Here is a 13,161-nt window from a genome sequence, read left to right on the forward strand (position 1 = left end):
CCCGCTTCCACATTCCCGGGGGAATCGACCCAATGCTGAAGCCCATCATCCTCGCTCTCGCGTTCGTTGTCGCCCCGGCTCTGCCCGCCGCTGCCCAGACGGCGCCGGCGCCCGCTGCCCAGGCCAAGCCGACCGCGGCCGACTTCGCCAAGAACATGCAGGGCGCCGTCGGCCAGACCTTCGAGGGTGGTATCACTCTCAAGGCCATCACCGCGGAAGCCAACACGCTGGTCCTCACCGTCGACGGCCCCAAGGGCTGGCGCACCGGGCTGACCCCCGCGGACATCTCGACCGCCCTGGTCGGCGGCTTTTGCGGCACCGCGCCGCAATTCTTCGACACCGGCGTCTCGATGCGGGTCGACTCGCTCGACGACGCCAAGCTCGCCAAGGGGCCGGTCGTGACCAAGTGCCCGCCCGCGCCGGCGCCGGCTGCCACGCCCGCCGCACCGAAGTGATCCCGGCTTCCGGCGCCCCGGCGATCATCGGGGCGCTGGCCGCAGGGGCACGGCGGCGGATCCGCGCCCATTTCTTTGCCCTCCACGCGGTGACCGCCGAGGAGGCGGTTCCCTTCGTGCCGCAGCGGCCCGTCGAGCGCACCCAGTTCGAGCGCATGCGCCGCGCCGGGATCGTCCGGGACGCGGGGCCGGGCCGCTACTGGTTCGACATCGTCGCCTGGCAGCGGAGCCAGGAGCGCACCCGCGCCTTCCTGGTCCCCATCGTCATCGCCTTGTGCCTCCTCGCCGCGGGGCTGATCACCTTACTCTACTGAGAAGCTGAGCCCGGCATTTGCCTCGAGCCGCTTGACCAGCGGCTCGGGCATCAGGCCGCCGGCGGTCCAGATGCCGCCCTTGCCCTCCGCGGGCACGTCGCGGAGCAGGCAGAGCGCGCTTTCGGCGATCATCTTGCTGGTCGAGCCATAGCCCGGATCCTTGTCGCCCTTGACCGTTGCCGACAGGCGCTGGCCGTCCGGCATCTCGGCAACGAAGACCAGGTCGTAGAACCCCGTCTCACGCTCTTCCTTGCTCGGGCCCTCGCCCGGCGCCGGGCCCTTGTCGGCCGCCATCGGGTTGATCTTGGCCAGCGCCTCGGCTGCAGCCTTGCCGATCTCGCCGAGCCCCGGGACGATCAGCATCTCGTCATACTGGAAGTCGGCGCCATAGGGCTGGCCAGCGAGGAAGTTCGAGCGGTGGACGTTCTTGGTGTTGATCACCGCCATCATGAAGGGCGCTACCCAGGCATCGACCGCCTCGTCATGATAGGGGACCATACCGTTCGGCTGGTGCGGCCCCGCGAAGCCCGGGGTCAGCGCAAAGGGATCGATCATCAGCTTTAGGATCGAGGGATCCTTGGCCGCGGCGGCCATCGAGGCCTTGCCGCTGGCGAAGGTGCCGCCGGAGAAGGTGCCCTTCATCGCCCGCACCCGGCCCTTCACCCGCGGCGCGGGCTTGCCGAAGCGGGCGATCGCCGCCTGCTGCGCGGTCCACACGCCGAGATCGAAGGGGATCGAATCGAAGCCGCAGGAGAAGACGATGCGCGCGCCGCTGGCCTTGGCGGCGTCTTCATATTTGCGGATCATCTGGCCCATCCAGGCGGGCTCGCCGCACAGATCGACATAGGCGGTGCCGGTCTCGACACAGACGGCGAGCAATGCCTCGCCATAGAGCTGATAGGGGCCGACGGTGGAGATCACCACCGAAGCGCGGGCGACCATCGCCGTGAGGCTGGCGGGATCGTCGGCATTGGCGGTGAGCAGCGGCGTATCCGAAGGCGCGCCGATCTCGTCGCGCACTTCCTGCAGCTTGGTCAGCGAGCGGCCCGCCATCGCCCATTTCACGTCGGGATAATGGCCGGCGAGATATTCGGCGACGAGGCGGCCGGTGAAGCCGGTGGCGCCATAGACGATGATATCGAATTCGCGGTCTGCCATTTTCCCGGTTCCTGCTCCTCGGCGTTCAACCGTCTGGTCGAACGATTCATTGAATCTCTTGAATCGCTCTTATTAACGCGTGGGAGAGCGGCGGGCTGCCGATTCCCCGATCACGGGCCTTTTCGAGCGTTGGGCAGTGAAGCAGAGGAAATCCTATTTTGGAAGAGGCGGTATGGTGATTTGCGGGTCTGTCGTGGCTGAATCCACTCCCCTCCCTGCAAGGGAGGGGCTGGGGGTGGGTGGCGAGCGCAGCGAGCTCAGCCACGCGGCCGCGGAGAAAAGAAAAGGCCGGGCATCGAGCCCGACCTTATTCTAACCCACCCCTGACCCCTCCCTTGCAGGGAGGGGAACTAGGAGAACCGTCTAGTCCTTCGCCTCGCGGAGCGCGTTCCACAGCGTCTTCACTTCGCGGTTGAGCGCGCCGAGCTCCTCGCCCTTCATGCCGGAGCGGACCAGCAGCTCCTCGGCCAGGCAGCCGCAATCCTCGCGCATCCGGGCGCCGCGCGGGGTGAGGCGGACCTGGACCTGGCGCTCGTCCTCGGGATTGCGCTCGCGGGTGACGAAGCCGGCGGCCTCGAGCCGCTTCACCAGCGGGGTGATGGTGCTCGATTCGAGCGCCAGCCGATCGGCGATCGCGCCGACGGTGCGGCCGTCCTGCTCCCACAGCGCGTGCAGCACCAGATATTGCGGATAGGTGATGCCGAGCTGGTCGAGCATCGGCTTGTAGGCGCGGGTGATCGCCATGCTGGTCGCATAGAGCGAGAAGCAGAGCTGGTCGTCGAGCGGCATCGCGGCGGGCATGTTCGTCTCCTTGGCGGAACCAATATCATCAAAATCTATATCGCGATAACGATTTTGCTGGACAAGCCCCGACTCAGCCCCTAGCTAATGCTTATCGCGATAACTGATATCGCGAACCAAATGAGGAGACCGAGCATGTCCGTCAATGTCCTGTACACCACCCGCGCCACCTCGAACGGCGGCCGTGACGGCGAATCCCGCAGCGAGGACGGGCGCTTCGTCGCCAAGCTCTCGACCCCGAAGGAACTGGGCGGCGCCGGCGGCGAGGGCACCAATCCCGAGCAGCTGTTCGCCGCGGGCTATTCGGCCTGCTTCATCGGCGCGCTGAAGGTCGCCGGCCAGCAACTGAAGCTCAAGGTTCCGGCCGAGACGACCGTGACCGCGACGGTGGGCATCGGCCCGCGTGCGGCAGGCGGCTTCGGCATCACCGCCGACCTGGAGATCAACCTGCCCGGCGTCGAGCGGGCCGATGCGGAGAAGCTGGTCGAGGCTGCGCACCAGATCTGTCCTTACTCGAACGCCACCCGCAACAATATCGACGTGGGCCTGACCATCGCCTGAAACATCCCCGCTCCAAAGGCCCTGCCGCCCGGGAAATACGGAACCTCCGCAATTTTCCCGGGCTGGCGGGGCCCTTAATCTGCGCAAAAGTGAAGGCTGCAGACATGTGGTAAATCCGCCATAAGCGAGTCGACATGACGGGCGCCCGACGGCCTGGGCGGGGGAAGGAAGCGATGGACATCGCAACGGCCGAGGACAGCGGGGCAAGGGGGAGCATTGCAGCGGATCGCTGGGCGACCGGATTGCTCCTCGTCTCGATCCTCTGCCCGGCCCTGCCGATCCTAGGCTGGATTTTCGCCGTCCCGGTGCTGCGCGGGTTCGGCAATCCCCATTACGCCATCGCCCCGCTCACTGCCTCTCTGTTCCTGCTGATCGCGATCGGAGCGCTGCTGGCGCACCGCGGTGCATGGAATGTGGCGCGGGCGGTGACTGCCGTGCCCCTGGCGCTGCTGCTGCTGATCGTCGTGCAATATGCCGCGCGGCTCGACCTGGGTCTCGAGCGGCTGCTGTTCCCCGGGCAGGTGGCGGCGCTGCAAGTGACCAACCACGGCATCCCCGGCCTGGGCGCGGTGGCGATCTTCATCCTCAACTGCATCGCCATCCTGCTGATGACCAGCCGGTCGGCCTTCGCGCGCACCTGGGTGGTGCTGCTGGCGAGCGCGAGCCTGGGGCTCTCCGTACTGACCATGACGATGACGGTCACCGATCCGACCAACCTCTCGCCCACCTTCATCGGCCGCTCGACCGCTTCGGCGCTGCCCAACTTCACCATGGCGCTGGCGATGGTGCTGCATATCCTCAACGAGAGTGGGCTCAACGAGCGCGGGCGGCAGCAGGAAGAGCTGGGCTTCGAATATACGCTGCTGCGCCAGCTCTCCCCCGCGATCATCGTGCTGCCGGTCTTCCCATCGCTGATCGCGCTGCTCAGCGTCGGCGGCCGGCTGCTCACCCATAACGAGGCCCATTTCCTGGTGGTGGTGGGCAATGTGCTGATCGTGCTGCTGCTGCTCGGCATCGGCCTGCGTCGCGCCAAGCAGCAGAACGAGGCGGTGCTGCTGCGCGAGCGGCAGCTCCGCTCGATCCTGGCCGGCGTGCCCGACGCGGTGATCGTGATCGACGGCGAGGGCCGCTCGAAAGACTTCAGTGCCGCCGCCGCCCGGCTGTGGGGCGTGCCTCCGGAAATGGGGCCGGGCTGCAACATGGCCGATTATCTCGGCGAGAAGGAGCGCGACAAGCTTGCCGGGCTGCTGGCGCGCAAGGCGCCGGAGTTCCTGCTGACCGGCGAAGGCGTGCGCTTCGACGGATCGCGCTTCCCGCTCGAGCTGCGCGGCGCGCTGCTCCAGGGGATGGACGACGAGACCTGCTTCACCCTGTTCGCGCGCGATCTTTCCGAGAAGCTCGCCGCCGAGCAGCATGTCGCACGGCTGGGCGCGCAGCTTGCCCATGTCTCGCGCCACAATGCGATGGGCGAGCTGGCCGCCGACCTGGCGCACGAGCTGAACCAGCCGCTGACCGCGGCGGTGAACTATCTGTCGGCGGCGGGCTTCGTGTTGAACCAGCACGAGGATCAGGGGCCGGCGCCCGAGATGGTGGAGCAGGCGCGCGGCCAGGTGGTACGCGCCGGCGAGATCATCCGGCGGATGCGCGAATTCGCCCAGCACCGCGACGTGGAAAAGCGCGTCGAGCCGCTGGTGCCGATGATCGACGATGCCATCCAGCTGGTGCTGGCCGGGACCAGCGCGCACCATGTCGAGATCGAGTTGGCGGTGGAACCCGAGGACCTTTGCGTGTTCATCGACCGCATCCAGGTGCAGCAGGTGGTGGTCAACCTGTTGCGCAACGCGGTCGAGGCGATCCGGTCGAGCGCGCCGCATCGCGGGCGGATCGTGATCGCCGCCTATCGGAACGACGAGGAATGGGTGGAGATCTTGTTCCGCGACGACGGCCCGGGCGTGCCCGAGGCGATCCTCGACCAGCTGTTCGAACGCTTCACCTCGACCAAGGCGGGGGCCGGGATGGGCATCGGCCTGTCGATCTCGCGCCGCATCGTCGAGGCGCATGGCGGCACGATGAGCGCGGCCAATGGCGAGGGCGGCGGCGCGACCTTCTGCTTCACCCTGCCGGCGGCATCAATGGAGGACCAGGAGATCAGCCGGCCTGTGCCGTGAAGCGCTGGACCGCCCAGTCGATGAACAGCCGCACCCGCGGGGACAGCTGGCGGCTGCGCGGATAGAGGATCGAGATCGGCGCGCTGGGCAGCGGATGCTCGGCAAGCACGCGGACCAGCCGGCCCTCGGCCAGGTCGCGTTCGATGTGGAAGACCGGCATCTGGGCGAGGCCGAGCCCGAGCAGCACCGCGTCGCGATAGCTCTCCGTGCCGGTGACCGAAAAGGGCGAGGCGACTTCGATCCGCTCCACGCCGTGCGGGCGGACGAACTCGAAGGGTGTCAGCGCGCCGGTGGTGAGCGAGCGCAGCGACACGGCCTGGTGGTGGGCGAGGTCGGCGGGCGTCTCGGGCGTGCCCTGGCGGGCGAGATAGGCGGGAGCGGCGACGGTGATCCGGTCGAGCATCGTCACGGTGCGCGCGACCAAGTCGCTGTCGGGCAGCGCGCCATAGCGCAGCACGCAATCGACGCCCTCGCGCACGATGTCGACCCAGCGGTCGCTCTCGCTCATCGAGATCTCGATGCCGGGATGCTGATCGAGGAAGTGCGGGATGCCCGGGAGCAGGAAGTGGCGGGCGATCGTTCCCTGCACCTCGATCCGGAGCATGCCGCGCGGGACGGCGCCGAGAAAGGCGCCCTCGGCATCCTCGATATCGTCGAGGATCGCGAGGCAGCGGCGATAATAGGCCTCGCCGTCGAGCGTGGGGCGGACGGTTCGGGTGGTGCGCTGGAGCAGCCGCACGCCGAGCCGCATCTCGAGCTGCTGGATCACCTGGGTCGCGGTCGAGCGCGGCAGGTCGAGATCGTGCGCCGCCTGGGTGAAGCTGCGCCGGTCGACCACCCGGGTGAAGAGCCGCATCGCGTCGAGTCGGTCCATTCCACTATTCCATCAAAACGAACAATGTTGCCGTATCTAGGCTGATTATCTTGGGTCCGCCAGCAGGCATCTAGGCATCACCGCTCGGGACGGTCCCGGGCCAAGTGGAGATGCGAAGATGAACACGGACAAGAAAGTTGCGATCGTCACCGGCGCTTCGCGCGGCATCGGCGCTGCGATCGCCGAGCGGCTGGCGAAGGACGGCTTCACCGTCGTCGTCAACTATGCCGGCGGCGCGGCAGAGGCCGAGGTGCTGGTCGCGAAGATCGAGGCGGCGGGCGGCTCGGCCATCCCGGCCCAAGCCGATGTGAGCGATCCGGCGGCGGTGGCCCGCATGTTCGACGCGGCGCAGGCGGCGTTCGGCGGGGTCGACGTGCTGGTCAACAATGCCGGCATCATGAAGCTGGCGACGCTGGCCGAGAGCGACGACGCGCTGTTCGACAGCCAGGTCGCGATCAACCTGAAGGGCAGCTTCAACACGCTGCGCGAGGCAGCCAGGCGGCTGCGCGAAGGCGGGCGGATCATCAACCTGTCGTCGAGCGTCGTCGGGCTGCGCCCCGCCAGCTACGCGGTCTATGCCGCCACCAAGGCGGGGGTCGAGGCGATGACCCATATCCTCACCAAGGAGCTGCGCGGCCGCAACATCACGGTGAACGCGATCGCCCCCGGGCCGACCGCCACGGCCTTGTTCCTCGACGGCAAGCCCCAGTCGGTGATCGACACGCTCACCAAGGCCGCGCCGCTCGAGCGCCTCGGCCAGCCCGAGGACATTGCCGGCGCCGTCGCCTTCCTCGCCGGCCCCGACGGCGGCTGGATCAACGGCCAGGTGCTGCGCGCAAACGGCGGGATCATCTGATCCCGAACCTCTTCCCAAGCTCTTATCTTCGAAAGGAATTTCCCATGTCGAACAGCAAGATCATCCTCATCACCGGTGCCTCCAGCGGTTTCGGCCGCCTGACCGCCGAGGCGCTCGCCCGGGCCGGGCACATCGTCTACGCCTCGATGCGCGACGTCGCCGGGCGCAACGCGAAGAATGCCGCCGAGCTGGCCGCCATCCCGGGCAGCGACCTTCGCCCGATCGAGCTCGACGTCCAGTCCGAGGCTTCGACCGAGGCGGCGGTGGCGAAGATCATCGCCGAGAGCGGCCGGATCGACGTGCTCGTCCACAATGCCGGGCACATGATGTTCGGGCCGGCCGAGAGCTTCACGCCGGAGCAGTTTGCCCAGCAATATGACGTCAATGTGCTGGGCACCCAGCGGGTCAACCGCGCCGCGCTGCCGCACATGCGGGCGGCGAAGCAGGGGCTGCTGGTCTGGGTGTCGAGCAGCAGCTCGGCGGGTGGCACGCCGCCCTATCTCTCGCCCTATTTCGCGGCCAAGGCGGCGATGGACGCGCTGGCGGTGCAATATGCCCGCGAGCTGAGCCGCTGGGGGATCGAGACCTCGATCGTCGTGCCCGGCGCCTTCACCAAGGGCACCAACCACTTCGCCCATTCGGGCAGCCCGGCGGATGCCGCGCGGCTCGCCGAATATGAGGCGGGTCCGTACAAGGACTTCGGCGCGATCATCCAGAAGGCGTTCGGCGAGATCGTGCCGGAAGACGCTGATCCGGCGGGCGTGGCCGAGGAGATCGTCGACCTGGTCGGCATGGAATTCGGCACCCGGCCGTTCCGCCTCCACTATGACCCGAGCCAGGACGGCGCCGATGTCACCTTCGGCGTGATGGACCGGGTGCGCGCCGAGATGCTCCACCGCGTGGGCATGTCGGACCTGCTCAAGCCGGCCAGGCTGGTCTGAGCGCCTCCGTGATCAGGAAAGGGCCCGCCGGCGTGCGGGCCCTTTTCGCGTCAGGCCGCCTCGTTGAACTGCAGCGCGGCGAGACGGGCGTAGAGGCCGGCCTGGGCGACGAGCTCGGCATGGGTGCCGGTCTCGACGATGCGGCCCTCGTCCATCACGATGATCCGGCCGGCGGCGCGGACGGTGGCGAGGCGGTGGGCGATGACCAGGGTGGTGCGGTTCTCCATCAGCCGCTCGAGCGCGTCCTGCACCAGACGCTCGCTCTCGGCGTCGAGCGCGGAGGTGGCTTCGTCGAGCAGCAGGATCGGGGCGTCGCGAAGCAGGGCACGGGCGATGGCGATGCGCTGGCGCTGGCCGCCCGACAGGCGGGCGCCGCCTTCGCCGAGGAAGGTCTCGAGCCCCTCGGGCAGGTCGCGGAGGAAGTCACTGGCGTTGGCGGCCTGGGCGGCGGCCCAGATCTGCTCGTCCGAGGCGTCCCAGGCGCCGTAGCGCAGATTGTCGCGGGCGGACGCACCGAAGATCACCGTCTCCTGCGGCACCATCGCCATGCGGGCGCGGACATCGGCCGGGTCGGCGGACTTGATCGGCACGCCGTCGATCCGGACTTCGCCGCCCTCCGGATCGTAGAAGCGCTGGAGCAGCTGGAACAGGGTGGACTTGCCGGCGCCCGAGGGGCCGACGACTGCCACCGTCTCGCCCGGGCGGACATCCAGCGAGAAGTCGCTGAGCGCCGAGACCTCGGGCCGGGTGGGGTAGCGGAACGTGACATGATCGAACGTCAGCGCACCCTGGGGCGGCTGGGGCAAGGCGACCGGCTTGGCCGGGGCGGCGATGTCGGGCTGTTCCTGGAGCAGCTCGGCCAGGCGGCTGGCGGCGCCCGAGGCGCGCAGCAGGTCGCCATAGACTTCGGTCAGCGTGCTGAACGAGCCGGTGACGAGACCCGCGGTAAGCACGAAGGCCAGGATCGATCCGCCCGAGGCACGGCCGGCGGCGACATCGGCGACGGCGGCCCAGACGATCAGCACGATCGCGGAGAACAGCGCGCCGATCACCAGCGCGGTCATTACCGCGCGCAGGCCGAAGCGGCGCTTGCCGGCCTCGAAGGTGCGGGTGACGGCGCCCTCGAAGCGCTCGCCCTCGCGCGTCTCCTGGCCGAACGCCTGGACGATGCGCATCGCGCCGAGCGTCTCCGAGGCGATAGAGCCGACATCGGCGACCCGGTCCTGGCTGTTGCGCGAGAGCTGGCGGACGCGGCTGCCGAGCCAGACGATCGGCAGGATCGTGATCGGGATGCCGACGATCAGATAGGCGGCGATCTTGGGCGAGAGCGCGAAGAGATAGATCACGCCGCCCGCGCCGGTGAGCAGGTTGCGCAACGCCATCGACACGGTGGAGCCGACCACCTGCTCGACGATCGCTGTGTCGGCGGTGAGGCGCGAGGCGATCTCGGACGGGCGGTTCTCCTCGAACCATTTCGGCGGCAGGCGCAGCAGGTTGCGGTGCACGGCGATGCGCAGGTCTGCAACGGTGCGCTCGGCCAGCCAGGAGACGAAATAGAAGCGCACCGCGGTGAACACCGCCAGCGCGAGGACGACGAGCAGCAGCCCCTCGAAATAGATGCCGATCCGGCTGGTATCGACGCCCGCAGCAAAGCCATGGTCGATGATCAGCTGGAAGGTGCGCGGGATCAGCAGCGTCGTCACCGACGATCCGAGCAGCGCGACCACCGCGATCAGCAGCTGGAGCGGATAGCGCCGGGTGAAGCTCCACACGACGAGCAGGTTGGAGAGCTTGCGCTTCTGCGGCGCCGGCGGGACGGGTTCGGCCATGCGGGGCGGACTAGCGCGATTGCGGGGGCAGGGAAACTGTCGTTTGGCGGAGGATCCTTACCGCGAATTCATTCAAAGCGTGGGATGCCGGTTTAATCGTGCGTGCAGAGAGGGTTACTCCGCCCTTGCTGCGATTTTCGTAACCCGGGTACGGGAACCTGTCCTCAATTTGTCGCATTCTGATACCGGGCGCCGTTGCACCGCAGCACCGCTCGCCTATAACGCTAACATAGCCGCCGCCGTGATGGGGAGGGGGACGGCGGAAGGGACGCAATGCTGTACGACGCTTATGAGATTCAGCGCTCGCTTCTCGCAGGTGCGAGCGCGCTGGCCAATTTCTCCGCCGGGCTGCTGAACAATCCCGCCAATCCTTTCGCCTATTTCGGCGGCGGGCCGGTGATGGCCTCGGCGCTCGAGGTGTTCGCGCATGCTTCCGCACCGCGCGGCAAGCCCGAGTTCGCGCTGGATCATACCGAGATCGACGGCAAGCAGGTCGACGTCCATGAGGAGATCGTGCTGCGCAAGCCGTTCGGCCAGCTCAAGCGCTTCGTGCGCGAGGGCGTGGAGGGCGGCCCCAAGCTGCTGATCGTCGCGCCGATGTCCGGCCACTATGCCACGCTGCTGCGCGGCACCGTCGAGCGGATGCTGCCGGTGGCGGACGTCTACATCACCGACTGGCGCGACGCGAAGCTGGTGCCGACCGCCGATGGCCGCTTCGACCTGGACGATTACATCGATTACCTGGTCGAGTTCCTCGCCTTCATCGGCAAGGACGGCGATCCGCGCCCGCACGTGCTGGCGGTGTGCCAGCCCTCGGTCCCGGCCTATGCCGCCGTCGCGGTGATGAGTGCCGACAACCATCCCAACCGCCCGGCGACGCTGACCATGATGGGCGGCCCGATCGACACGCGCGAGGCGCCGACCGCGGTCAACACGCTCGCCACCGAGCGGCCGTTCAGCTGGTTCGAGCAGAACGTCATCGCCACCGTGCCGATGACCTATGCCGGCGCCGGCCGGAAGGTCTATCCGGGCTTCCTGCAGCTCGCAGGGTTCATGACGATGAACCTCGGCAACCACATGATCAGCCATTGGGAGATGTTCAAGCATCTCGTCCAGGGCGATGACGAGGGCGCCGAGTCGACGATGAAGTTCTACGAGGAGTATCGCTCGGTCTGCGACATGACCGCCGAATTCTACCTCCAGACGATCGACCTGGTGTTCCAGGCGCATGCGCTGCCCAAGGGCGAGATGACGCATCGCGGCCGCAAGGTCGATCCGGCGGCGATCAAGGACGTCGGCATCCTCGCGATCGAAGGCGAGAAGGACGACATCTCGGGCATCGGCCAGACCAAGGCGGCGCTGACCATCGCGACCGCGCTGCCGGATTCGCTGAAGCAGTACCACCTCGCCCAGGGCGTGGGCCATTACGGCATCTTCAACGGCTCCAAGTGGCGCAACCGCATCGCGCCGGTGTTGGTGGAGTGGATGGCGACGCACAAGGGCTGAGCGTGCTCAAAGCCCTCTCCCCATCGGGGAGAGGAACCCCAGGCCGCCGGCCATCTGCTGCTCCTGCTCCATACGCTGCGCGCCTGGCAGGATGAGCTGCGGGCCCATCACGCGACCAAGCTGCGCTGGGTGACCCCGGTGCCGATGGGCGCCTGCCGATGTCGCGCGCCTATCTTCCAACCCGACGGAAACCCCCGGATCGAAGCGGAACCTGCTTGCACGGCGTACGGCCGCATGGGAAGTTCCGTGCGAGAAAAGGGGGATATTACAGTTATGTGGCGGAATGCTCTCACACGGAGGCCGTGCGTCCCCGCGCTGGCCCTTGGCCTCGTCTCGATGGCCGGGGCGTGCAGCGGCGGTGGAGGATCGTCGCCCGCGCCCGCGCCCGTCAACCACGCGCCCAGCTTCACCTCCGCCGCCAGTATCTCGGTCGCGGAGAACACCGGCGGTACCATCTACACGCCCACAGCCAGCGATTCCGACGGCGACACCGTCAGCTTCGCGATCACCGGCGGCGCCGATGCTGCCGCCTTCACCCTGGCCGGCAATGCGCTCACCTTCGCCTCGGCGCCCAATTTCGATCGGCCGACCGACGCCAATACCGACAACAGCTACGAGATCACGCTCACGGCCTCGGACGGCAAGGGCGGCACGGCCACGCAGGCGCTGAGCGTCAAGGTCACCAACGATCATGAGGGCGTCAACCTGGTGCGGATCGGGAGCGGCTTCGGCGCCGATGCGGCGATCACGCCGCGCCGACGGATGAGCGGGCTATTCATCGTCTCGCAGGACGGTACGATCCATCTGGTCGATGCCGCCACGGGGGCGGTCCGCAATCCGGGCAATGTGTTCAAGCCGGGCGAGACCGGCCGCGTGCTCGCCGTGACCGACTTCAACTTCTACGGTGCGGTGATGCTCGACATTGCCGGACGCGGGGTGATCGTGCGTTCGATCCCGCTGCCGGAATCGATTGCGCAATATACCATCGACCGCGACCTTGCCGCGGCCTCGACGCTGGCGCCGCGCGGCGCGTTCTTCGTCGGCGGGGATGGCTTCCTCTACGCTGCGCTCGGCGATCCCGCGGGCGCTCTCGCCCAGGATGCCGCCTCGGGCTATGGCAAATTCTACCAGGTGCAGATCGATCCCTATTGTGGGGCGTCGACCTTCACCTATTGCCTGTCCACCGGCCTGTTTGGCGACGGCGTCCATGCGCCGGCGGGTGGCGGGAGCTATTCCGGCCAGAGCTTCCTGCTCGATCGGGGAACCGACCAGCAGGAGGAGATCAGCTATTTCAACCAGAATGCGCGACCGATCGATTTCGGCTGGCCCTATCGCGAAGGGACGTTCGAGCGCGTTGCCAATCCGCCGGCGGCGGTGATCGGACCGTCGCTCACCTATGGCCATGGCGAGGGCTTCTTCGCCGGCAAGGGGATGACCGGGGGCGCCTTCTATCCGGGGCCGATCGCCAGCCTGGCCAACAAGATCCTGGTGACCGACGAATCGGGCAAGGTCTTCGCCTTCCCCGCGACCTTCCTCGCCGACGGTATCCTCCACCGCGCCAGTGAGATGGAGAACCGCACCGCCGATTTCGCCCCGGCGACGGGCGTGATCGAGCGACCGGTGGGAATCGTGTGCGACTATGCCGGCCGGTTGTTCGTGCTCGATAGCGATGGTGAGCTGTACGGCACGAATTGAGCT

12 protein-coding genes are annotated in these 13,161 nt (G+C 67.7%); 8 read left to right on the forward strand and 4 right to left on the reverse strand.

Going from position 1 to position 13,161, the window contains the following annotated elements:
* Nucleotides 1-32 precede the first annotated feature (32 nt).
* Nucleotides 33-455, forward strand: coding sequence for a hypothetical protein (locus ACEN8G_RS01315; protein ID WP_413415297.1), 423 nt, complete (start codon nt 33-35; stop codon nt 453-455).
* The gene (locus tag ACEN8G_RS01320) at nt 407-769 is read left to right on the forward strand and encodes a hypothetical protein (protein ID WP_413415298.1); all 363 of its coding nucleotides are present in this window, start codon (nt 407-409) and stop codon (nt 767-769) included. Before ACEN8G_RS01315 ends, ACEN8G_RS01320 begins: the two co-directional genes overlap by 49 nt.
* On the opposite strand, the gene ACEN8G_RS01325 is transcribed toward ACEN8G_RS01320, so the two are convergent.
* Together ACEN8G_RS01325 and ACEN8G_RS01330 are read right to left on the reverse strand one after the other, a co-directional pair.
* Nucleotides 758-1,927 (reverse strand): saccharopine dehydrogenase family protein, encoded by a 1,170-nt coding sequence (locus ACEN8G_RS01325; protein ID WP_413415299.1) that lies wholly within the window; start codon nt 1,925-1,927, stop codon nt 758-760. The two genes, ACEN8G_RS01320 and ACEN8G_RS01325, sit on opposite strands and share 12 nt — an antisense overlap.
* Before the next feature lie 363 nt (nt 1,928-2,290).
* Nucleotides 2,291-2,728 carry a MarR family winged helix-turn-helix transcriptional regulator gene (locus ACEN8G_RS01330; protein ID WP_413415300.1) on the reverse strand — a complete coding sequence of 146 codons (438 nt, stop codon included), beginning with the start codon at nt 2,726-2,728 and terminating at the stop codon, nt 2,291-2,293.
* 135 nt (nt 2,729-2,863) lie between these two features.
* On the opposite strand from ACEN8G_RS01330, the gene ACEN8G_RS01335 reads away from it, so the two are divergent.
* Nucleotides 2,864-3,289, forward strand: coding sequence for an organic hydroperoxide resistance protein (locus ACEN8G_RS01335; RefSeq protein WP_307119868.1), 426 nt, complete (start codon nt 2,864-2,866; stop codon nt 3,287-3,289).
* A 173-nt stretch (nt 3,290-3,462) separates the two neighbouring features.
* A complete protein-coding gene (locus ACEN8G_RS01340; protein ID WP_413415301.1) occupies nt 3,463-5,457 on the forward strand; it encodes a sensor histidine kinase in 1,995 nt (664 codons plus the stop codon).
* Here the strand turns inward: ACEN8G_RS01340 and ACEN8G_RS01345 are convergent.
* Complete coding sequence (locus ACEN8G_RS01345) at nt 5,438-6,331, reverse strand: LysR substrate-binding domain-containing protein (RefSeq protein WP_413415302.1); 894 nt, start codon at nt 6,329-6,331, stop codon at nt 5,438-5,440. The two genes, ACEN8G_RS01340 and ACEN8G_RS01345, sit on opposite strands and share 20 nt — an antisense overlap.
* Nucleotides 6,332-6,449: 118 nt before the next feature.
* Between ACEN8G_RS01345 and ACEN8G_RS01350 the strand changes: the two genes are divergently transcribed.
* Nucleotides 6,450-7,187, forward strand: a complete 738-nt coding sequence (locus ACEN8G_RS01350; RefSeq protein WP_413415303.1) for an SDR family oxidoreductase — start codon at nt 6,450-6,452, stop codon at nt 7,185-7,187.
* 44 nt (nt 7,188-7,231) lie between these two features.
* A complete protein-coding gene (locus ACEN8G_RS01355; RefSeq protein ID WP_413415304.1) occupies nt 7,232-8,128 on the forward strand; it encodes an SDR family oxidoreductase in 897 nt (298 codons plus the stop codon).
* Between the two features lie 50 nt (nt 8,129-8,178).
* On the opposite strand, the gene ACEN8G_RS01360 is transcribed toward ACEN8G_RS01355, so the two are convergent.
* Complete coding sequence (locus ACEN8G_RS01360) at nt 8,179-9,957, reverse strand: ABC transporter transmembrane domain-containing protein (protein WP_413415305.1); 1,779 nt, start codon at nt 9,955-9,957, stop codon at nt 8,179-8,181.
* A gap of 273 nt (nt 9,958-10,230) precedes the next feature.
* Between ACEN8G_RS01360 and ACEN8G_RS01365 the strand changes: the two genes are divergently transcribed.
* Together ACEN8G_RS01365 and ACEN8G_RS01370 are read left to right on the forward strand one after the other, a co-directional pair.
* Nucleotides 10,231-11,463 carry a polyhydroxyalkanoate depolymerase gene (locus ACEN8G_RS01365; RefSeq protein WP_413415306.1) on the forward strand — a complete coding sequence of 411 codons (1,233 nt, stop codon included), beginning with the start codon at nt 10,231-10,233 and terminating at the stop codon, nt 11,461-11,463.
* A 336-nt stretch (nt 11,464-11,799) separates the two neighbouring features.
* Nucleotides 11,800-13,158, forward strand: a complete 1,359-nt coding sequence (locus ACEN8G_RS01370) for an Ig-like domain-containing protein (protein ID WP_413415307.1) — start codon at nt 11,800-11,802, stop codon at nt 13,156-13,158.
* Nucleotides 13,159-13,161 lie beyond the last annotated feature (3 nt).

The organism is Sphingomonas sp. Sphisp66 (assembly GCF_047324325.1).
Taxonomy (GTDB): Bacteria; Pseudomonadota; Alphaproteobacteria; order Sphingomonadales; family Sphingomonadaceae; genus Sphingomonas.

Coding starts and splice junctions, on each gene's coding strand:
- ACEN8G_RS01315 (WP_413415297.1), top strand. CDS start 33: ATGCTGAAGCCCATCATCCTCGCTCTCGCGTTCGTTGTCGCCCCGGCT.
- ACEN8G_RS01325 (WP_413415299.1), bottom strand. CDS start 1,927: ATGGCAGACCGCGAATTCGATATCATCGTCTATGGCGCCACCGGCTTC.
- ACEN8G_RS01330 (WP_413415300.1), bottom strand. CDS start 2,728: ATGCCCGCCGCGATGCCGCTCGACGACCAGCTCTGCTTCTCGCTCTAT.
- ACEN8G_RS01335 (WP_307119868.1), top strand. CDS start 2,864: ATGTCCGTCAATGTCCTGTACACCACCCGCGCCACCTCGAACGGCGGC.
- ACEN8G_RS01340 (WP_413415301.1), top strand. CDS start 3,463: ATGGACATCGCAACGGCCGAGGACAGCGGGGCAAGGGGGAGCATTGCA.
- ACEN8G_RS01345 (WP_413415302.1), bottom strand. CDS start 6,331: ATGGACCGACTCGACGCGATGCGGCTCTTCACCCGGGTGGTCGACCGG.
- ACEN8G_RS01350 (WP_413415303.1), top strand. CDS start 6,450: ATGAACACGGACAAGAAAGTTGCGATCGTCACCGGCGCTTCGCGCGGC.
- ACEN8G_RS01355 (WP_413415304.1), top strand. CDS start 7,232: ATGTCGAACAGCAAGATCATCCTCATCACCGGTGCCTCCAGCGGTTTC.
- ACEN8G_RS01360 (WP_413415305.1), bottom strand. CDS start 9,957: ATGGCCGAACCCGTCCCGCCGGCGCCGCAGAAGCGCAAGCTCTCCAAC.
- ACEN8G_RS01365 (WP_413415306.1), top strand. CDS start 10,231: ATGCTGTACGACGCTTATGAGATTCAGCGCTCGCTTCTCGCAGGTGCG.
- ACEN8G_RS01370 (WP_413415307.1), top strand. CDS start 11,800: ATGGCCGGGGCGTGCAGCGGCGGTGGAGGATCGTCGCCCGCGCCCGCG.